This window comes from Paraflavitalea soli (assembly GCF_003555545.1).
GTDB lineage: Bacteria > Bacteroidota > Bacteroidia > Chitinophagales > Chitinophagaceae > Paraflavitalea > Paraflavitalea soli.
In genome coordinates, this window is record NZ_CP032157.1 from 6,243,105 (window position 1) to 6,263,247 (window position 20,143).

A 20,143-nucleotide genomic window follows, 5' to 3' on the forward strand; every position below is an offset into this window, starting at 1 on the left:
TTAAACATTGCGATTATGAAAAAACATGTCAATCTATATACCGCAGCACTGTTCATGGCAGTCAGCCTGCTCACAGCCTGCCACAAGGACCTCAACCTGCAGCCTTTAAATGCCAACACCTCCGAAAAACAATACAGCAACTTCACCGGCTACAAGCAGGTGCTTGCCAAAGTATATGGTTCTTATTCCCTCGTGAGCAGCAGTGGCGTGGGCGTATCTGATGTAAACATTGCCGGTATCAGCGACGCCGGTACTACCGACTTCATTCGTGCCTGGTGGAACCTGCAGGAACTTACCACCGATGAAGCCCTCTGCGCCTGGAACGATCCACTCCTGCTCTCCTTTCACAACATCAACTGGACCTCCTCCAACGTGTTCATCAATGCCGCATATGCCAGAAGCCTTTACCAGATCACCGTGTGCAATGAATTCATTCGTGAGTCCACCGACGAGAAATTAACAGCAAGAGGATTCAAAGAAAATGAAGCCGCCGAAATACGTCACTTCCGTGCCGAAGCACGTTTCCTCAGGGCCTTTCAATACTGGGTATTGATGGACCTCTTTGGCAATCCTCCCTTCGTTACAGAAGCCGACCCTATTGGCAAATACATACCCAAACAGATCACCCGGGCCAATCTCTTCACCTATATAGAATCAGAGCTGAAGGCCATTGATCCCGATCTCGTGGCGCCTCGTCAAAACGAATATGCCCGCGCAGATAGGGGAGCAGCCTGGGCCCTCCTGGCCCGTCTCTACCTCAATGCAAAAGTGTATACAGGAACCGATCGTAACACAGAAGCCATTACCTGGGCGAGCAAAGTAATAGAAGCTGGCTACACCCTCAAGCCTGGCTACAAGACCCTCTTCATGAGCGACAATGACAAGAACAATCCCGAAGTCATTTTGCCCATCGCCTTTGATGCTACCAACTCACAGAATTACGGAGGCACCACTTTCCTCACCTGTTCTGCTCATGGCACCAATCCTGCCGATAACCAGGCCCATGGCATTCCTGGAGGTGGCTGGCTCGGCAACCGCAGCACTAAAAACCTGCCCACTGTTTTTGGCGACTACAGTGGCAATGCAGATAAGCGCGCCCTATTTGGTCCCGGCAACCTGGAGGTGAATGACGTCATCGTCTTCAATGATGGCCTGAGCGTGTATAAATTCAACAACATCACTTCCGGGGGAGCCATCCCTCCTTCTCCCAATGGTGTATTGTGCAGCATCGACTTTCCTTTATTTCGCCTGGGAGAAATGTACCTTATCTACGCCGAAGCCGTACTGCGTGGCGGCAGCGGCGGCACTAACGCAAGGGCATTGGAATACTTCAACCTCCTGCGCACAAGAGCTTATGGAAATACAAGCGGAAATGTAGGCGCCATCACCGTAAATGATATTTTGAATGAACGCATGCGCGAATTGTATTGGGAAGGGTCCCGAAGGACCGACCTGATCCGCTATGGACAATTTACCGGCAACACCTACCTGTGGCCCTGGAAAGGAGGTGTGAAAAATGGTGCCGGCGTCGATGCACATTTTGCTTTATTCCCGATCCCCGCCGCCGAAACCATTGCCAACCCCAACCTGAAACAAAATACCGGATACTGAGTAAAAGGTGGGTCGCCCTTCAAGGGCGGCTCACCTTGGTCGAAGCCTGTCTTTCTTCCGGACTCATAATTCAAAAACACGATTGTATGCGCACAATAACCAATTATATTCTCATCCTCGCAGCAGCCTTTTCCCTGTTCTCCTGCAAAAAAGATGGAGAGCAGTTCAACCTGCAGCCAGGTACCTTTACCACAAATGCCTTAAAGGCTTCTGCCACCACTGTGGTATTGACACCCGCCAAAGAAAATGATACCGCTATCACCTTTCAGTGGTCTGTTGCTGCCTTTGGCAAACAAGCTGCCGTTAGCTATATCCTGCAATTAGCCACGCCTGCAGATACCGCCAACAACTGGGCTAAAGCAAAAACCTTCACCATCGATACCAAATCACTGAAGTATGCTTTTATAGTGAAAGACCTCAACAACCTCTTGAATGGAATGGGCCTTACACCCGGCATGGCCAACAGTATCGCCGTAAGGATCAAAGCCAGCGTAAACCAATACAACGGCGCCGAATCCACCGTACCTCCTGTGTATTCCAACACCCGCACACTGCAGATCACCTCCTACGGCCTTAGCTTGTATGTGCCCGGAGATTACCAGGGATGGAATCCCGGCGCTGCGCCACAACTGGCGCCCGTAGCAGGCCGGGCCGGTCTCTATGAAGGATATGTAAATATTACAGGCAGCGGTGTACAATATTTCAAATACACCAATGCTCCTGATTGGAACCACACCAATTATGGCGATGGTGGCAGTGGCACCTTCAATACTGATGGCGCAGCAGCTGGCTTATCCGTGCCAGGTCCCGGCTATTATTACTTAACCGCCAACCTCAACAACAATACCTGGACCGCCACTAAAACCACCTGGGGCATCTTAGGTGATGCCTCTCCCGGCGGATGGGATACCGACACCCAACTTAGTTACGACCCCACCGCACAGGTATGGAAAGTAACCGCTATTATGAAACAGAATGGCTCCTTTAAGTTCAGGGCCAACAATGCCTGGGCCCTCGATTTTGGTATTGATGCCGCTGGCAAGCTGCAATATGCCGATAACCCCTTCCTGGGTTATACCGCTGGCCTCAACAACCTGTCCGTTCCGGCAGATGGCAATTACACCATCACCCTCGACCTGCATACCGCCGGCAACTATACCTACATACTACATAAGAATTAATGAGATCAGATAACCCAATTATGAAAATGACTATGTTCACCATATTACTCTCCTGGCTGCTCATTGCCTGCAGCAAAAAAGAGGATGCACCTGTAGCACCACCCGTACCACCACCCGATGATACTCCCGTTCAATACGGAACACCCTTTGCCCAGGTGCCTGCTCCCGCAGATGCTGTTATTTACCAGGTCAACATGCGGGCCTTTAGCCAGCAGGGGAATTTCCAGGGCGTAATAGCCCGGCTCGATTCTATCAAAGCCCTCGGCGTGAATGTCCTCTACCTGATGCCCATTTACCCCATAGGCAGCGTCAAAGCCGTTAACTCGCCTTATTGTATCAAAGATTACGCCGCCGTCAATAGTGAGTTTGGCACCCTCGCCGATCTCCGTGCCCTCGTCGATGGCGCCCACAACAGAAACATGTGCGTAATACTCGATTGGGTGGCCAACCATACCGCCTGGGACAATCCCTGGATCACCACCCATAAGGAATGGTACCTGCAGGATGGCGGTGGCAATGTAATAAGCCCACCCAATATGGGATGGAATGATGTAGCCCAACTCAATTTTTCTAATGTCGCCATGCGCCTGGAAATGATCAAAGCCATGAAATCATGGGTATACACCGCCAACGTAGATGGATTCCGCTGCGACTATACCGATGGCCCGCCCCTCGACTTCTGGAAACAGACCATCGATACCCTCCGTAATATCAAAACCCACAAGCTGCTCCTGATGGCAGAAGGATCGCGCAATACCAATTATACCGTGGGCTTTGATTACAACTTTGGTTTCGGCTTCTTCGGCCAGCTCAAAGCCATCTATAACAACAACCGGTCGGCCCTCACCATCGACAGCCTCAACCAGGCCGAATATATCAACGCTTCCAGTGGCCAGCAGATCATCCGGTACATTTCCAACCATGATGTGAATGGAGCAGAAGGTACCCCCCTCGAACTATTTGGCGGAGCAAGAGGTTCCATGGCTGCCTTCACCATCGCCACCTGCATGAAGAGTGTGCCCATGATCTACAACGGTCAGGAAGTAGGCATGGCCGATAGGATACCCTTCCCCTTCACCAGCGTAAAGATCGACTGGACAAAGAACCCCGACATCACCGCAGAGCACAAGAGACTCATCGCTTTCAGGAACAGCAGCCCAGCTACCCGGCGTGGCCAGTTGACCCCTTACAGCAATGCAGATGTATGTGCATTCACCAAAGAGCTCAGCGGTGAAAAAATATTGGTCATAGTGAACCTTAGAAATACAACCATGAACTACAGCGTACCTGCGGCCATTGCGGGCAATTGGAAGAATGCTTTCGGCGGAACCAGTGTTAATATCACCGGCCAGCTATCCCTGCAGCCTTATGAATACAGGATATTGCAAAACCTATAACCGTAGGAGGCGACCATAGAAGATGCTCACGATTTAAACTTTACACATATGAAAAGAACACTAACATTGCTTGCTCCTGCCTGGAGCAAAAAGACCTTCTATTGCATCTATGTCACCATTTCTCTCTTATGCTTACTCCAGTTGCAGGGAAATCCTGTCCGCGCCCAGGACCCACCACAATACGGTACACCCTATGCTGCCGTGCCCGATCCCAGTGATGTGAACATGTACCAGGTCCACATCCGCCCCTATAGTGCCGCAGGTAATTTAGCCGGTGTTACTGCCCGGCTCGATGCCATCAAGGCACTTGGCACCAACGTCATTTATTTAATGCCCCATTACCCCAATGGCACCGATTCCCGCAGTTCCATCTCTCCCTATTGTATCAAAGACTTCAAAGGAGTGGGTGCAGAATACGGTAACCTTACCAACCTGCGTGCCCTCGTAGATGGCGCCCACAGCAGGGGCATGGCCGTTATCCTCGATTGGGTTGCCAATCAAACCTCCTGGGACCATCCCTGGATCACCCAGCACCCTGATTGGTATGTGCGCGATGGCAATGGCGTCATCCAACCCCTCAATCCCTTTCCCGATGTAGCAGCACTCAACTTCGGCAGCAGCGCCATGCGCACCGAAATGATCAACTCCATGCGCTATTGGATATTCGCCGCCAATGTCGATGGCTTCCGTTGCGATTATGCCAACTATGCTCCACTCGATTTCTGGACACAGGCCATCAACAACCTGCGTGGTATTACTTCCCATAAACTATTGATGTTTGCCGAAGGCGACCGCCTGGAGAATTTTAATGCCGGCTTCGATATGAACTTTGGCGATAAATGGTACTACGATGCCATCAGGCAAATTGCCGGCGGCGCTTCTGTGGCGCAAATACAAACCACCACCAATACAGAATATACATTCGCAGGCGCAAGTCAGCAAGTGGTAAGATATACCGCCAACCACGATACCGAAGGCGAAGCCACACCCTTCAGTGTTTTCCAGAATCATGCAGGTGTGGTGGTCAACTTCCTCGTATCAGCTTATATGCGGGGTGTGCCCTTCTTAACCAGTGGACAGGAAGTAGACCACAACCAAACCATTCCCTGGCCGTACACCTCCGTAAAAATAAACTGGAGCGCTAACCCCGGTGCTGCTGCCGATTTTACCAGGGTCCTCAACTTCCGGACCAGCAGCACAGCCATCCGTCGCGGTACCATGACCAACTATTCCAATACCAACGTATGCGCCTTCACCAAAATATCGGGAAGCGAAAAAGTGGTCGTCATCGCCAACCTGCGCAACAGCACGCAGACCTTTACAATCCCCGCTGCCCTCGCAGGGAGCTATGTAGATGCTTATACCGGTACCGCCGTAACATTAACTTCAGGCGCTACCCAGTCTCTCACCAATTTTCAATACCGCGTACTGACCAATGCCAATGTACCCACCGTACCCGTTACAAGTGTAAGCGTATCACCCGCCGGCATCAGCATCAAAGCAGCCACCAACACACAGCTCACCGCTACCGTGGCGCCGGCCAATGCTACCAATCAATCCGTCAACTGGTCATCCGGTAATACCGCAGTCGCTACCGTAAATGCCAGCGGACTGGTAACCGCCATAGCTGCCGGTACCGCTGTGATCACCGCCACCACCGTGGATCAGGGTAAAACAGCCACCTCAACCATCACAGTCACACCGGCTACCACCTTCACCGTTAATTTCTATAAGCCCACCACCTGGGGTACCGGCATAAAAATATACTGGTGGGATGCCCAGCCCACAGGCACATTGCCCAATGGCACCTGGCCGGGTGTCAGCATGACCTCCTCCGGCAATGGTTGGTACACTTACACATTTACCAACATTACCTCCACCAACCTCATCTTTAATGATGGCACCAACCAGACTACAGACCTCACCAGGAATAAAACCGGCTGGTACCTCAACGGTGTCTGGTACGACAACGATCCCGGCACCCCCGGACCCACTTATTACCAGATCCAAAACCGTTGGCAGCCTACCTGGTATTTGTATGATGGAGGTAATGGCCAGTTGAGGTATGGTACCAATCCCGGCACCAACCAGGCTTACCAGTGGTTGCAGGAAGATGCCGGTAGTGGGTACGTATTATTAAAGAACCGCAGCAGCGGCAAATACATCCACGTAGAAAATCAGAATGGAGCAGTGCAATGCAGCACCATCACTCCGGGCTGGTACAGCGCCATGTGGGCCATCGCAGCTGCGACCGATGGCTGGTCCTATATTCAGAACAGGTGGCAAACCGGGCAATGGATCAATGTAGAAGGGCAACTGGGTTATGCCCAATACAGCGGCGCACAGGCAGGCTGGCACAGCGCCATGTGGAAATTCGTGAATCCCACCACCGGCCTCACCGCAGGCAGTAGTTCAACTATACAAACAGCCACCGCCGTTGAAGATAATATAACACAACCAGGCGACATCCGCTTATACCCCAATCCATCAACAGGCGGACATTTCTTTATTAATATACCTGCCCTGCAGGAAAACAAATTGGTAACAGTGAGCATCCGCGATATCAGCGGTAAACTACTCTTCCAAAAGAATATCACAGGAGCTGCTAGGATTGAGCATGGCCTTCCCGCCGGTTTGTACTTCGTAAGCATCCAATCCGGTCAGCTCAAGGAGAGCAGGAAGCTGATCGTAAAATAATAGGTAATAATGGGTATCTGCAAAACATCCGATTACCTTGATGGCTGCCGGTTTGCCGGTGGCCATCTTCTTTTTTATGGCAACAGGATGGTGGCCCCCGTCGTCTCTCTTGCTTCTAGCCGCCGATGTGCTTCGGCCGCCTCACTGAGCGGCAGCCGCGTGTGGATCGGGATCTTCACCGCGCCACTTGAAACCACAGCAAAGAGTTCTTCACTCATAGCGAGCATGTTCTCCCGCTTTTCCAGGTGCGTGAACAGCAGCTGCCAGGTAGCGAAAAGCGATCCCTTTTTCATCAGCAGCATAATATCAAATGCCTCAATGGCCCCTGATGCCGAACCGAAGCTCACAAAATAACCCAATGGCCGCAAACTATCCAGTGAGCCCTCGAAGGTCGCTTTGCCAATGCCGTCATACACCACATCGCAGCCCCTGCCATCCGTGATCTCCCGCACACGCGCAGCAAAATCTTCCAGGTGGTAATTGATCACATAGTCGCAGCCATTCTTACGCGCCAGTGCTGCCTTCTCCGGCGAGCCGACTGTGCCGATCACCGTGGCGCCAAGGTGCTTTGCCCATTGCGTGAGAATAAGCCCCACACCACCCGCTGCTGCATGTATAAGCACCGTATGACCTGCCTCCACACGAAAGGCGCGGCGCAGCAGCGATTGCGCCGTCAGCCCCTTCAACATCATGGCTGCGCCCGTCTCGAAATCTATGCCATCAGGCAGGTGCACGAGAAACCGGGCTGGTACAATACTCTCTTCCGCATATGCCCCAAGCGTCATCACATAAGCCACCCGGTCTCCGGGTGCAAAATCTTCCACTCCCGCTCCAACTGCCATCACTTCACCCGCCCCTTCATTGCCGGGTAGGAACGGTAGCGCGGGCGGCGTATATGCTCCCGTACGGAAATAGGTATCTACAAAGTTGAGGCCGATCGCCCGGTTGCGCACAAGCACCTCACCCCGTCCGGGTTGGTTGATACTTACCTCTTCATAACTTAAAACCTCCGGCCCGCCGTGCTGGTGAACACGGATTCCTTTCACCCGTCTGGCCCCTTCCGGCTGTATTGATTTTCCCGTAATACTCATGGTGATCAATTATTTGCCGGCAAAATTAGCAGCCCCGGCAACCGCCGAACAGTGCCAAAAACAGGTTTGTACTGTAATTTTGCAGGTTATGAAGCAGAAAGCGCTACACCGGCCCTTTGAGTTGTACGTGGCTGATATGGAGGATTGGCAGGCAAGGCCCCTGGTCTACCATTTCTTCGAGATCGTGCTGATCCTCGAAGGAGAGGGCGTACGGTATGTAAACCTCAACCGCTTTCCTTATGAGAAAGGCAGCATATTCCTGTTTACCCCCCTTGACTGCCGGGGCTTTAAAATGGACAAAGCTACCCGCTTTTGCTCCATCCGTTTTTCTGAGGTCTTCCTGGCCAAATGCAAGAATGGCCAGGAGCGCGAACGCATCACCCAATGGTTGCGCCAACTGGAGCATATCTTCTATCACCACAACCGGTTTGAGCAGGTACTCATCAGGCAGCCCGGCGACTACCAGATGATCTTTACACTCATCAACAATATGGTGCAGGAATACGAGGGAAAGCAACCTTATTACGAAGAGAACCTGCAGCATTTTATAACCCTCGTCCTCAACATGCTCGCCCGCAATGTGGCCGATAGCATACTCTCCACCGCTGCCAGTCCTGAACCGGAGCCCCTGATCAACCGCATGTTGCTCCATGTGCATGAAAACATCCACAGCTCCGATAAGCTGCGCATCAGCTACCTGGCCAAACACTTCAATCTATCGGCCAATTATGTAGGCGAATATTTCAGAAAGCTCACCGGCGAAAGCCTTCAGCACTACATCACCCAATACAAAATACAACTGGTACAACACCGCCTGGCCAATAGTCCCCTCACCGTGAGCCAGATTGCCACCGAACTCGGCTTCAGCGATGAAAGCCACCTGAGCAGGCAATTCAGGAAACATACCGGTGGCATTAGCCCCGTCGAATACCGGAAGAAAAATTCTTACTAAAAACCTTCCCTTTATTGTAACATATTTCCTTTCCCGGCCACAGATACTTAAAACCTGTCCCATTGGCCCCCCAACAACGAAAGGAAGCCTTTACCGAACAAATCGCCGGAAATGAAGCCCTGATCTGGAAAATATGCCGGTTGTACGGTCACACCGCCGAAGACAGGCAGGACCTTTTTCAGGAGATCATGGTGCAGACCTGGCAGTCCTTCGACCAGTTCCGGGGCGAAGCCAAATTCAGTACCTGGCTCTACCAGGTGGCCCTCAACACAGCCATTGCGGGTATCCGTAAAAAGAAAAGAACAATACCCATCGTGCAGCGCGAAGCTATACCCGAGATGGCAGACCACTCCCCACCGGCCGACGATGAACAATTGCAACAACTCTATACAGCCATTACAAAGTTGAATGGGATCGAAAAAGCACTCACCTTACTGTACCTCGAAGACAAGTCCTACAAAGAAATGGAAACCATCTTAGGGATCAACGAAAGTACCCTGCGCGTAAAGATGACCAGAGTAAAAGAAAAATTAAGGCAACTTCTAAACGCATACACTTATGGAACTAGATGACCTGAAAGATAAATGGCGAAATAGTGATCCAATCAATACATCTACATCAAAACAAAAGATCATGGAACTTATCCAACAAAAAAGCCATGGCCCTGCAGCCGCTTTAAAAAAAGCGTTTAAAAAACAACTCCTGATCATTCCCACCCTCGTAATACTGGTAGGTGATGCAGTGATCAACCCATCCCGGCAAACTGATCCCTTTTTCAGCCTCTTCTTTGGTATTACTGTCCTGACTATGGTCTTTTTTGCGGTTGCCTATTTTACGCTCCGCAATATGGGTAAGACAGATGCACCCGTGGTGGATCAATTGAAGCGCCAGCTACGTTCCCTGCAGGACATGATGTTGTTTTATCGCATTATCTCATTGGCTGGTGTGCTCATGTTGGTGATCTTTCTGGAAGTATTTAAAGACCTGTGGACCGGAACGGCAGTAGCAAATTGGTATGAGGTAGGCCTCTGGCTGCGTATTCCCGCTTATGGCGGACTGCTGTTTTCGGCTTATGTTGTGTTTAATAGGATATATCAAAAAGACTATGGGCAGCACCTGGACGAGTTGAAGAAAAGCCTGTCAGAGACAGAATGATCATAACCGATTCGAGTAATTAAACTGGCTGTTCAATAAAGACCTCGTCCTTCGGAAACTTATCAATGATCTCAGCAGAGACACCGAAATTTCCTGCCAACAGATCTTTAGGGTTCGTAGCCAGCCATCGGCTCAGGTCAATAGATTCGTATTCCCCACTATTAAACCCAATGAGTATCTTACAGACTTCAGTTCCTGTATTCTTAATATAATGACCTGCGCCCATCGGTACATAACCTACGTCTCCCGCTTCAAACTGCTCCGTTACCGCATGGCCTTCTGCCAGAAAAACAGTGATCTCCGCCTGCCCCGAAATAAAATACTGCCACTCATCCGCATTGGGATGCCAGTGCAGATCGCGCAAAGCCCCTGGTTGTAATTCCAGGATAGATCCTGATATTGTTTTACTGATCGGGAATTCCTTAGCAGTAACCAGCTTTAAGGTGCCGCCGCCGGAGATCAGCCGGGGCTGCTGCGCCTCCAACGGGTAGCGGTGCATGCTCATTAATGCCGGCTCCTCTTTAGGTGTAGCCAATATTGATCCTACATTAGGGATAGCACTTTTAGCAAAGTAAACTTCTCCTTTGGGCAACTGATCTACCTCTTCAAGCGTAAGTCCTAAGCTCTGTGCTGCGATCTCTTTGGGCACATGCGCCAGAAAGTCTGTAATACTGAAAGTATGATCCTCCGAAAAATCACCATTGTCAAAGATCAGGATGAAATGCGCGGCCGTATCTCCTATGTTCTGAATGGCATGTCCATACCCTTTGGGGAAATACCATACATCACCCGGGTAAAACAGGTCTGTATACCCATTCCCGCCGGGATGTATAATAGTGGTTCTTAAGGAACCTTCAATAACGTACGCCCATTCCGCTGCATTGGCATGCCAGTGCAGTTCACGCATCGCGCCCGGCTCCAGCCGCATAGAAACACCTGCAATGCCTATCGACGCAGGAAACTCAGATACCGAAGCGCCACGGGTAATGCCACCCGGCCCCACCCTGGGTGTTTTCTTTTCCAGGGCATACTTAAAACTTACTGGCTGATTATTCATTGCAATTGCTTTTTGATGGTTCCAACTTCCAACATGCCCGGATCAGGTCAGGCAAAAGCTAGGCTTTGCCTCTAAAGCAAAGTAGGGTAATTGTTGCGCATGTTTTGATAGTGTTGAACCCTTTCCAAAGAAGGATGATGAAAGCAAATGACTCCGGCCCTTTGCTTTCATCGGATGGCTTCCATAGGTCAATGTCTTACCTATTTGAATAAAGAACCCTTTATTACAGCAGCGGCTTCCAGCATAGCTGTTTTCACCGCAGGGATATGCGCCAGCGGATTCAACAGCCCATAGTCATGGATCAATCCACCATAGCGGGTCAAGGTAACCGGCACACCTGCCTCATCCATTTTCCGGGCATAGGCTTCACCCTCGTCACGCAACACATCATTCTCTGCTGTTTGTACCAGGGCAGGTGGTAACCCTTTCAGCTCTTCTAAAGAAGCCAGCAGTGGAGAGGTATAGATCTCTTTCCGTGCAGCCGGATCAGTCGTGTAGTTATCCCAAAACCAGATCATCATATTCCTGGTCAGGAAGCGGCCGTCCGCAAACGCATGGTAAGACCCTGTTTCGAAATTGGCATTTGTTACAGGCCACAGCAGCACCTGCAGTTTAATAGCCGGCCCTTTTTTGTCTTTCGCCATCAGCGATACCACCGCAGCCATATTGCCGCCAACACTGTTGCCAACCACTGCCAGGTCTTTGCCATTTACGCCTATTTCATGTCCATGCAGCGACACCCATTCCGTAGCAGCATAGGCCTGGTTGATAGCCACCGGATATTTCGCCTCAGGAGAAGGCGTGTAGTCGGGAAAAACTGCCGCCGCACCACTCTCAACAACAAGATCGCGAACGATCCTGCGGTGCGTGGGATAATCACCCAGTACCCAACCGCCGCCATGAAAGAACATGAACACCGGAATATTACCCTTGGCGCCCTGCGGTTTCACAATATGGATCGTAACAGTCAGACCGTTCTGCGTAATTGTCTTTTCCGTTTCTTCAATACCTGAATAATCCACAGGAACAGATTGCTGCGCGCCGACCAACACCTGCCGCGCATCAGCCGGGCTCAGTTGCTCCATGGGCTTTCCGTCACCCGAGTTTAGCCCTTTAAGGAATTGACGGACTTTCAGTAAAATTTGTGGATCATTTTCTGCTTTTACAGCATTGGTAGATGGTGCCATGATAATTAATGTGTTTAAAAAATGGATAATAAGATTGATATAACCGGAGGATTATTTTGAAGGAGTGCTTGCTGCCTCTGTAGCAGCCGCAACAATTAACGTGGCCACTTCCCGGGGGTGGGATGCAAAGACAGCGTGACTGGCGCCTGCTATTTCTATCACCTTGCTGCCGGCACGTTTTGCATACAGCCGTTCAAGATCTGGATTGATAATACGGTCGGCTTTCGCCACCATATACCAGGATGGCTTCTTCTTCCAGGCAGGATTATGAATGATCGCATGGAAAGCCTGATCTGCCACCGGCATTTGTGACATGGCCATAAAACCGGCTTTAGCTGCAGGCAGATCGCCGGCGAAATCGGCAGCAAACCGCTGGGGATCGATCATGTCCAGGCCGTCGGCACCCTTTATAAGAGAGGTGTAGGCCGAAGGATGCTTTTTCCCGTTGTCCGCTTCTGATTCTCCTTCATCCGGTGCATGAGCGGCGATATAGACCAGTCCTGCCACTTTGGGATTATTCCCCGCAATCGTGATCACGGCGCCGCCATAACTATGTCCTACCAGTATACAGGGGCCGTCCTGTTGATTGATAATCCTGGTTACAGCCGCTACATCCGCCTCAAACGAGGTCAATGGTTGTTGCGTAACAGTTACGTGATATCCTTTCTTAGTAAGGATGTCATATACACCCTGCCAGCCCGATCCGTCCACAAATGCCCCATGTACAAGTACTACATTTTTGATGCCGCCCGCATTTTGTGCATAAATGCTTTTCATATTGCCCAGTAAAAAACAAAGTAAAACAAAGGCATAAAAGCCGATCCTGTTGTTTTGAATTGTCTTCATCGTTGTAATATTATGAGTGAGGAATAATGTTATGAGGCTCTTATTGCAAATGTGCCCTTAGCATCCAGGCCATCTTTTCATGCGTTTCCAGCAATCCTGTTAAATAGTCACTGGTGCCCGCATCCTTGTATTCATTGGCAACAGGGTTTATTTGCTCTCTCAGGTGAATAATGATACTTTCATGGTCTCCCAACAATTCTTTGATAAAGCCTGCGCCATCATTTGTTGCCCTTGATTGTTCCGTGAGGTGCGTAAGTTGCAGGTAAGCTGCCAGCGTTGCAGGCGCGTAATGGCCCAGCTTGCGGATGCGTTCCGCCACATCATCCATGATCTCATCCAGCTGCTCATACTGTTCTTCAAAGAATTTATGTTTGTTGTAAAAGTCAGGGCCTTCTACATTCCAATGAGCATTGCGTGTTTTTAGATAAAGCAGGAACTCATCAGAAAGGATACCGTTCAAAATTTGTGCAACTTTTAAAAGATTGTCCGGTGTGATGCCAATGGAAGGTGTCATATGTTTTGATTTTTGGTAGGTGATCATTGTTTACTGGTGCAACTTACTTTCATAAGCAGCGCAACGCTCAGGCTAAACGACCGGGAGGCAAAACCCGTCGACAGGGAAGGAACTACAGAATACGACAGGGGCCATAGACTGCATCACTGAAACTTCCGTCAAATCATTATATTTGACCAATGAACGTCCTGATAGTTGACGATAATGAAATAGCAAGAGATGCCCTTAGCCAGATAGCCGGCCGGATAAAAGATGTAAAGATCACCGGCGAATGTGCTGATGCGCTGCAGGCTTATAACCTGCTACAGGAAAAGCAGGTAGACGTTATTTTGTTAGACATCGAAATGCCCGGAATGACCGGGTTGGAGCTTACCAGGAATCTCGAAAAAGGCCCCGTCATTGTCTTTACTACCTCCAAAAGGGAGTATGCCGTAGAGGCGTTTGAGTTGAATGTGGCCGACTACATCATCAAACCAGTTACCCCCGCCCGCCTGATCCAGGCCATCGACAAAGCCCGGGAATTGATTGAAAGCAAAGCCGAGGAATTGAACGTCAGTGAGGAGGAATTTATCTTTATCCGCGATTCCAATATCATCAGGCGCATCAGGCTGGAGGATATCCTTTTTGTAGAATCCATGCGTGATTATGTAAAGTTGCACACCCCTCAAAAGTTCTATGCCATTCACACTACCCTGAAAGCTGTGGAGGATCGTTTGCCCGCCAATAAGTTCCTCCGGGTACACCGGTCTTATATTGTGGCCATTGAAAAGATCGATACCATACGGGAAGGGGTCATTATTGTGCAGGAAAAGACCGTGCCGGTTGCCGATGCCTACCGTGCCACCCTCAACAAGCGGATGAATGTGCTATGATATGTCGACCCGAAATTCCTGGTTGTCGATACTATTTTCCCACCCGTAGCTTACTTCTCCTCCCCGGCATAGCGGCTGGATATATTTGTAAAAACAGGTTACCCCATGTCAGGCAAACGGATCATATTCTACATCATTGGGCCTTTTATCGCCGGAACCCTTATCCTGGCTTATCTACAGTACAATTCAACAAGGCAGGTCAATGCCCTCGTTACCAACAATAAGAAACTCCTGGATGAATTCCAGATCACCAAAAACCTGCTGGATGCCGCTAAAAGCAAAGTGGTTATCGAAAGAAAGATCCGCGGATTTATTGAAACCGGCGATACCACCTATCTATCAGGCCTGCAAAGCGAGTTTAATGAGATACAGGCAGCCCAGGATTTCCTGCGTACCATCTCCGATGACTCCGTGAGCGTAGCCCTGATCAGTGAGCTGAACAAATCCATCCAGCTAAAGGTCGATCTGTTCCGGAATATCCTGCACGCTTACCGGCTGCATGGCATAAAAGCCGCAGAAGATACCATCAATGCCAACCTGCCCGAATGGGTATCCTACGACATCGAGAAAAATGAAAGGAAGATCAGCGACGCACGCGGGCGCCAGCTGGCTGCCATAACCGGCGGCGTACAAAGGAGCGGACAAAAGGCCATCCAATTCAGCTATATAGTCATGGCCTTGGTATTACTGGCAGCTGCCCTCGTATTCCTCTACATCATATACATTATCAGGAAGCTCATCCGCTCAGAAAAGATGCTGCGCGATACTGCCAGGATAAAGGAGAATTTCCTCGCCAATATGAGCCATGAGATCCGTACACCCATGAATGCTATTGTCGGCTTTACCCAATTGCTGGGGCAAAAGAACCTCGACAGCGATGCAAAGCACTATGTGCAAACCATCGAACGGTCGGGAGAAAACCTGCTCGCCATTGTCAACGATATCCTCGATATATCAAAGATTGAAGCTGGCATGATGCGCATCGAACATGTTCCATTCAGCCTCAGAGGCCTGATAGATTCTATTGAAACGATGGTGCAGCCAAGGGCCGCCAGTAAGGGAATACAGCTGCAGGTTGAGATCGACAATACCATACCCGATATTCTGGAAGGCGATCCTGTTCGCCTTACCCAGATACTAAACAATTTATTGGGCAATGCCCTAAAGTTCACAGAAGCCGGAACAGTATCATTGAAAGTAGCTGTTGAAGAACACCATGATAATACCGTAAAGATCAGGTTAGCCGTCAGCGATACCGGCATCGGCATTGAACCACAGAAATTGAAACATATATTCGGCCGTTTTGAACAGGCCGATGATACCATTACAAGACAATACGGAGGTACCGGCCTGGGCTTATCTATCGTTAGAGACCTGGTAGAATTGCAGGGTGGAACCATTGAGGTAGAAAGCAACCCGGGCAGCGGTACAGTGTTTTACGCGGTGATTCCTTATATTATTTCCACCAGCCAGATAGTGGACAACCTGGCTGCTGCCAGGTCGCCCTTGCCGGGTACCCCTGCTTCAAATGTAGTGGTATTGATAACCGAGGACAATGAGTTCAACCAAAGCCTGCTCATGCATATTTTCAGGAACTGGAACCTCCCGTTTGAAATTGCCAACAACGGGTTCGAAGCAATCGAAAAGCTAAAAACAAAGAAATACGACCTGGTATTGATGGATATCCAAATGCCCGTAATGGATGGCTACACAGCTGCCCGCAAGATCCGGAATGAATTGAAGTTGGATGTGCCCATCATTGCCATGACCGCTCATGCAATGCCCGGGGAAAAAGAGAAATGCCTGAGTTATGGCATGAACGATTATTTAGCCAAGCCTGTAAAGCAGGAGTTGTTGAGCGCACTGATCAGCAAATTCACCTCATTTGTACCGTCAGAGGTGAAGGAAGAAGCCCCGGAGAGTGAGACCACTTCAAACGCCTATCAGTACATTAGCCTTCAATACCTGCAGGACGTGAGTGCTGGTAATAAAGTCTACGAAAAAGAGGCCACCCGCAAATTTCTTCATGCCATCCCTCTCGAGATGGAAGCCCTGGAACTTGCTGTGTCAGCGCAAAATGAGCCCAAAGCAAAAGCGATAGCCCATAATTTAAGAACAACCATCTCTGTAATGGGCCTGAATGAATTGCTCAACCCCCTTCTCGATGAAGTGGAATATTGTAAGGGCGATTGGCAGCGCTTAAAGCACATTGTGGAGGCTATACAAGAGATCTGTTACAAAGCCTTGGCAGAAGCCAAACAATTCCATACTTCTTTATCCTGAAGTGACAGCTGTAGGATCTCCTGATGCTTACGGAGTATTGTTTTTCTCCCACACCGGTGCCGTAAAGACTACGCCAAACTTCTTCCCATGCTCCCGGCTGTTGCAGGGATAAGGCAACACCTGGTTATTCGAATTTTGTAATCCAATTACTGAGGTAAGCACGATGGCCGGATAGGGAGATTTCTGGACCGTATTGTGGTGGACATTGATCTGACTAAAGGAACCGGCTATAGGCACTTGCGCTGATCCATTGGCACAAAATACCGAAAGCACGCCCGGAGGCATACCCTGGTTGGTTTTTTCAAACATGCATTCAAAGAAGCGATTGTAGCTGATCTCCACATGATCCGCAAAACCTCCTCCCATCCAATGAAGCTCCGGCGCCACCAGAAGACCGTTCATGGCAGTTCCCGTAATCTCATTGTTGTACACTACGCCATTGCTGCTTTTAATAAGGATACCACGCGAACGGTTATACCCTACCTTGTTATTGCGGATAACAAATCCCTTCCCTGTATGACTTTCATTGTAAATAACATCCCCAATCCCCATGGCAGGCAGCGTATCTACTATTATCCGCACACCCCTGGTATAATTTGGTTTGAACAAAAGGTCCGGATACATGGCTATTACAGCCTGCTGCTCCGCTGCCGTTGGAACGTAGTTTGCAAAAGATTGAACTTTCATCTTGCTGCTCTTTACGCCGGCATACAGCACCTGTTGCAAGGTGTCGCCAATATAAAAGATGGGATTGGCCTCCCTGCTCAAAACATAGATGCTTTTTGTTGCGCTGTCAATCTTACATACGGGGAACGACCGTCCGCATACAATGATACAATCATCTCCATTATGCTTTACCTCGCAATTCTCCACCAGCGGACCAACACTGGCATAACTACTATGAATGCCATCTGCATTGCTTGAACGCAGCCGCGCATTGATACCCGGTAATACAGGACCCCTGCCTACTTTGCAGCGATTGTAGTGCGTGCCACGGCAATCCCTTTCAAAGAATGAGAAGCTGTTCGATCCGTAAATGGTGACATCCTCCACCGTGGCGCCTTGGCATTTCTCAAGCTGGAAAGCATGTGCCGCAGGATTAGCCTTGCTGGATACTACGTCAAGCACCACCAGGTCGCCCACTTTTTCAAACGCTACCCAGGCCGCATTCTTGGTTAATCTAAACCTCCGGGGACCAACCGAGTCGAATGCCGTATAATGCCCTTCCCCCGTTGTGATACTGTTTCTCTTTAATTGCCTGGTGGCCGGATCATAAAACTGTACCCGCGTATTCCTTACATTCTTAACAGGGTATCCGGGGTCGATCTCTACCTCAAACCATAAATTGGCTGCGTCTTTCGCAACAATTGTTCCCTGTGTGAAACAAAGCGGGTCGTAATCAATGGTCAACCCCGATACAGTTATGTTTGTGCAATTGTAGAACCTGAATGCCAGCTCCTGCGAATTGCAAATGATAGAGGACCCATTACCGTTGATCTGTACATTGTTCAAATTCGTAAACTGGTAAGCGCCATTGGTGAAATTATTGAGCAAATAGGTCCCTTGCGGTATATTGATGACCGGATTGCCCGCCTGCGCATCAAGGATCGGCTTTAACTCCGGTAATTGCCGGGCCTGCACTGAAATGCCACACACTACGAATGCACAAAGATTGAGTAACCTGTGTAGGAGCTTCATATAGTAATTGTTTTGCCTGTTATTTGGTTGAGTACTTTAGAACCGTATTGTCCGCTACGGCTACAATACCAGTAGCCGCTTCGTTGTTTGCTTTTTGCCATTATGGAGCGTTACATAATAAACACCCTTGGTCAACCCATTCACATCGATCGTAACCTGCCCTGTTTGTGTGGCGCCCGTTTCGACCTGCCTTACAATTTGCCCTGCAGCATTGGTCACCACAATGCGTGAGTGAGGCATTTGTTCTTTGTTGAAAGTGACAAGTACTTTTTCTTTTGCCGCATTGGGCGTTAATTGCAGGTTGAGCGAGTCTGCTTCTTTTTGTAGGGTCTCTTTATTAATTACAGTAGCGGAGTTAGATAGGACCGATGTACCTGGCGTGATCATTATTGACCTGAAAACATTATTGTCATTCGACTGCACAATTACCGTGGGCAGTAAGGAGGAGAAGTCCGAATTGTACCCTGTACTGTCAAGGAGCGTGACTATTTCTCCACTTGCAGCAGTCGTATTGTCATTCTTTCTGATAGCATACAGGCGTACATTTCCGCTGGTAGTGACCTGGCCGGTAACAGCCCGGTACTTGTCTGAGGCTACACCAATGGTGCCATTACTCACCCAGCTCCCGCCCGATAAAGAATACTTTCTCAACAAATTCTCATGGGCTACATACAGCACGTCCGAACCGCTGTTGCCATTGACTACAAAGAATTGATAAGGATTGCCGGTAGTAGGAAGACCGGGGAGGTTCACCATGGTTTGCCCTGCTGTAACAGGAAGCCCGGTGCCAACGGTTGTTATCCTCAATGCACCCGAGGTGGAGGAAGCATATAGTTGCCCATTCAGTACCACCAGCGAGCGGGCTGTAGTAGTTGTTAGCTGTACATGCGTTGTACTGCCCAAAGTAGTATACATGATGCCGCCTGATCCACCACTTACCCAGATATCCGCACCATTGATCACTGCCGCACGAATAGCCTGGCTGCTGAATGCGCTCAGCGCCGTAGTGGTATTCACAACGCCATTTTGATCAATGATGGCCACCACTCTTTTCACAGCCGTGGCAGCTGCAGAAGATACAGCAGCTGTTCCCGGATCAGCATCGTAGCCGGCGAGTGCTAGTTTGGTCCCGTCCTGCGATAAGCTGATATAACCTTCCGTATAATCACTCGTAGAGATCGGCAGCGTAAGCCTTTTGTTGTTTCCCGATACAGCTACCGGCATAGGAATGCTTCTTACCAGGTCGCCGCAGGGATTGTATTCATCTAAAAAAACAGGTTGCGCTTCTCCAGGTGTCAGGACATTAGCTCCTGAACCTATTCTTACGACAACAAAATTTCCAGGCGTAAAAGTCTGCGCGAAGCAGTTGGGGGCACATAATAATGCGAGAAAGACAAAGTGTATTGCTTTTTTCATTTGACAGGCGTTAGAATACCAAGTAACAGGAAAAGCCATTTGCACACAATGAAAAGCCCAACTAATTTTTAGTGGGAATGTTCCCAGCCTGAGGGAATGTTCCCATTATAAAGTATTAATGCCCGCGTTGCTGTATCTCCTAAGCAGTCCACCATATTTAGTGTAACCTTTCGTCAATTCACGAAA

Annotated in this window: 16 protein-coding genes; 9 read left to right on the plus strand and 7 right to left on the minus strand. The window is 49.6% G+C overall.

Annotated elements, in window-relative coordinates; translation table 11 throughout:
- Positions 1 to 15 precede the first annotated feature (15 nt).
- The 4 genes from D3H65_RS23860 (at position 16) to D3H65_RS23875 (ending at position 6,886) form a co-directional block, all read left to right on the plus strand.
- On the plus strand, positions 16 to 1,611 hold the full coding sequence (locus D3H65_RS23860) for a RagB/SusD family nutrient uptake outer membrane protein (protein ID WP_119052719.1): 1,596 nt from the start codon (positions 16 to 18) through the stop codon (positions 1,609 to 1,611).
- Between the two features lie 86 nt (positions 1,612 to 1,697).
- Positions 1,698 to 2,792 (plus strand): SusE domain-containing protein, encoded by a 1,095-nt coding sequence (locus tag D3H65_RS23865; protein ID WP_119052720.1) that lies wholly within the window; start codon positions 1,698 to 1,700, stop codon positions 2,790 to 2,792.
- 32 nt (positions 2,793 to 2,824) lie between these two features.
- A complete protein-coding gene (locus tag D3H65_RS23870) occupies positions 2,825 to 4,189 on the plus strand; it encodes an alpha-amylase family glycosyl hydrolase (protein WP_211345541.1) in 1,365 nt (454 codons plus the stop codon).
- Between the two features lie 48 nt (positions 4,190 to 4,237).
- Entirely contained in the window at positions 4,238 to 6,886 is a 2,649-nt protein-coding gene (locus D3H65_RS23875) for an alpha-amylase family glycosyl hydrolase (protein ID WP_119052722.1), read from the plus strand.
- 74 nt (positions 6,887 to 6,960) lie between these two features.
- Here the strand turns inward: D3H65_RS23875 and D3H65_RS23880 are convergent, their stop codons facing one another.
- The gene (locus D3H65_RS23880; RefSeq protein WP_211345542.1) at positions 6,961 to 7,977 is read right to left on the minus strand and encodes a quinone oxidoreductase family protein; all 1,017 of its coding nucleotides are present in this window, start codon (positions 7,975 to 7,977) and stop codon (positions 6,961 to 6,963) included.
- A gap of 88 nt (positions 7,978 to 8,065) precedes the next feature.
- On the opposite strand from D3H65_RS23880, the gene D3H65_RS23885 reads away from it, so the two are divergent.
- The 3 genes from D3H65_RS23885 (at position 8,066) to D3H65_RS23895 (ending at position 10,084) form a co-directional block, all read left to right on the plus strand.
- A complete protein-coding gene (locus D3H65_RS23885; protein WP_162915788.1) occupies positions 8,066 to 8,929 on the plus strand; it encodes an AraC family transcriptional regulator in 864 nt (287 codons plus the stop codon).
- Between the two features lie 62 nt (positions 8,930 to 8,991).
- Positions 8,992 to 9,501 (plus strand): RNA polymerase sigma factor, encoded by a 510-nt coding sequence (locus D3H65_RS23890; protein WP_119052724.1) that lies wholly within the window; start codon positions 8,992 to 8,994, stop codon positions 9,499 to 9,501.
- A gap of 61 nt (positions 9,502 to 9,562) precedes the next feature.
- On the plus strand, positions 9,563 to 10,084 hold the full coding sequence (locus tag D3H65_RS23895) for a hypothetical protein (protein ID WP_162915789.1): 522 nt from the start codon (positions 9,563 to 9,565) through the stop codon (positions 10,082 to 10,084).
- 19 nt (positions 10,085 to 10,103) lie between these two features.
- On the opposite strand, the gene D3H65_RS23900 is transcribed toward D3H65_RS23895, so the two are convergent.
- The 4 genes from D3H65_RS23900 to D3H65_RS23915 form a co-directional block, all read right to left on the minus strand.
- Positions 10,104 to 11,141, minus strand: coding sequence for a cupin domain-containing protein (locus tag D3H65_RS23900; protein ID WP_119052726.1), 1,038 nt, complete (start codon positions 11,139 to 11,141; stop codon positions 10,104 to 10,106).
- Positions 11,142 to 11,341: 200 nt separating this feature from the next.
- Entirely contained in the window at positions 11,342 to 12,328 is a 987-nt protein-coding gene (locus D3H65_RS23905; protein ID WP_119052727.1) for an alpha/beta hydrolase, read from the minus strand.
- A 51-nt stretch (positions 12,329 to 12,379) separates the two neighbouring features.
- On the minus strand, positions 12,380 to 13,174 hold the full coding sequence (locus tag D3H65_RS23910; RefSeq protein ID WP_211345543.1) for an alpha/beta fold hydrolase: 795 nt from the start codon (positions 13,172 to 13,174) through the stop codon (positions 12,380 to 12,382).
- Positions 13,175 to 13,214: 40 nt separating this feature from the next.
- Positions 13,215 to 13,688 (minus strand): Dps family protein, encoded by a 474-nt coding sequence (locus D3H65_RS23915; RefSeq protein WP_119054634.1) that lies wholly within the window; start codon positions 13,686 to 13,688, stop codon positions 13,215 to 13,217.
- A gap of 179 nt (positions 13,689 to 13,867) precedes the next feature.
- Between D3H65_RS23915 and D3H65_RS23920 the strand changes: the two genes are divergently transcribed.
- Together D3H65_RS23920 and D3H65_RS23925 are read left to right on the plus strand one after the other, a co-directional pair.
- A complete protein-coding gene (locus D3H65_RS23920) occupies positions 13,868 to 14,560 on the plus strand; it encodes a LytR/AlgR family response regulator transcription factor (RefSeq protein ID WP_119052728.1) in 693 nt (230 codons plus the stop codon).
- Positions 14,561 to 14,665: 105 nt separating this feature from the next.
- Positions 14,666 to 16,843 carry an ATP-binding protein gene (locus D3H65_RS23925; protein ID WP_119052729.1) on the plus strand — a complete coding sequence of 726 codons (2,178 nt, stop codon included), beginning with the start codon at positions 14,666 to 14,668 and terminating at the stop codon, positions 16,841 to 16,843.
- 27 nt (positions 16,844 to 16,870) lie between these two features.
- On the opposite strand, the gene D3H65_RS23930 is transcribed toward D3H65_RS23925, so the two are convergent.
- Together D3H65_RS23930 and D3H65_RS23935 are read right to left on the minus strand one after the other, a co-directional pair.
- Positions 16,871 to 18,541, minus strand: a complete 1,671-nt coding sequence (locus tag D3H65_RS23930; RefSeq protein WP_211345544.1) for a hypothetical protein — start codon at positions 18,539 to 18,541, stop codon at positions 16,871 to 16,873.
- Positions 18,542 to 18,601: 60 nt separating this feature from the next.
- The gene (locus D3H65_RS23935) at positions 18,602 to 19,957 is read right to left on the minus strand and encodes a T9SS type A sorting domain-containing protein (protein WP_162915790.1); all 1,356 of its coding nucleotides are present in this window, start codon (positions 19,955 to 19,957) and stop codon (positions 18,602 to 18,604) included.
- Positions 19,958 to 20,143 lie beyond the last annotated feature (186 nt).

Excerpts from the sequence above, each read along its gene's own strand:
- D3H65_RS23925 (WP_119052729.1), top strand. The coding sequence starts at position 14,666 with ATGTCAGGCAAACGGATCATATTCTACATCATTGGGCCTTTTATCGCC.
- D3H65_RS23930 (WP_211345544.1), bottom strand. The coding sequence starts at position 18,541 with ATGAAGCTCCTACACAGGTTACTCAATCTTTGTGCATTCGTAGTGTGT.
- D3H65_RS23880 (WP_211345542.1), bottom strand. The coding sequence starts at position 7,977 with ATGAGTATTACGGGAAAATCAATACAGCCGGAAGGGGCCAGACGGGTG.
- D3H65_RS23895 (WP_162915789.1), top strand. The coding sequence starts at position 9,563 with ATGGAACTTATCCAACAAAAAAGCCATGGCCCTGCAGCCGCTTTAAAA.
- D3H65_RS23920 (WP_119052728.1), top strand. The coding sequence starts at position 13,868 with ATGAACGTCCTGATAGTTGACGATAATGAAATAGCAAGAGATGCCCTT.
- D3H65_RS23900 (WP_119052726.1), bottom strand. The coding sequence starts at position 11,141 with ATGAATAATCAGCCAGTAAGTTTTAAGTATGCCCTGGAAAAGAAAACA.
- D3H65_RS23875 (WP_119052722.1), top strand. The coding sequence starts at position 4,238 with ATGAAAAGAACACTAACATTGCTTGCTCCTGCCTGGAGCAAAAAGACC.
- D3H65_RS23885 (WP_162915788.1), top strand. The coding sequence starts at position 8,066 with ATGAAGCAGAAAGCGCTACACCGGCCCTTTGAGTTGTACGTGGCTGAT.
- D3H65_RS23860 (WP_119052719.1), top strand. The coding sequence starts at position 16 with ATGAAAAAACATGTCAATCTATATACCGCAGCACTGTTCATGGCAGTC.
- D3H65_RS23935 (WP_162915790.1), bottom strand. The coding sequence starts at position 19,957 with ATGAAAAAAGCAATACACTTTGTCTTTCTCGCATTATTATGTGCCCCC.
- D3H65_RS23905 (WP_119052727.1), bottom strand. The coding sequence starts at position 12,328 with ATGGCACCATCTACCAATGCTGTAAAAGCAGAAAATGATCCACAAATT.
- D3H65_RS23910 (WP_211345543.1), bottom strand. The coding sequence starts at position 13,174 with ATGAAGACAATTCAAAACAACAGGATCGGCTTTTATGCCTTTGTTTTA.
- D3H65_RS23865 (WP_119052720.1), top strand. The coding sequence starts at position 1,698 with ATGCGCACAATAACCAATTATATTCTCATCCTCGCAGCAGCCTTTTCC.
- D3H65_RS23915 (WP_119054634.1), bottom strand. The coding sequence starts at position 13,688 with ATGACACCTTCCATTGGCATCACACCGGACAATCTTTTAAAAGTTGCA.
- D3H65_RS23870 (WP_211345541.1), top strand. The coding sequence starts at position 2,825 with ATGTTCACCATATTACTCTCCTGGCTGCTCATTGCCTGCAGCAAAAAA.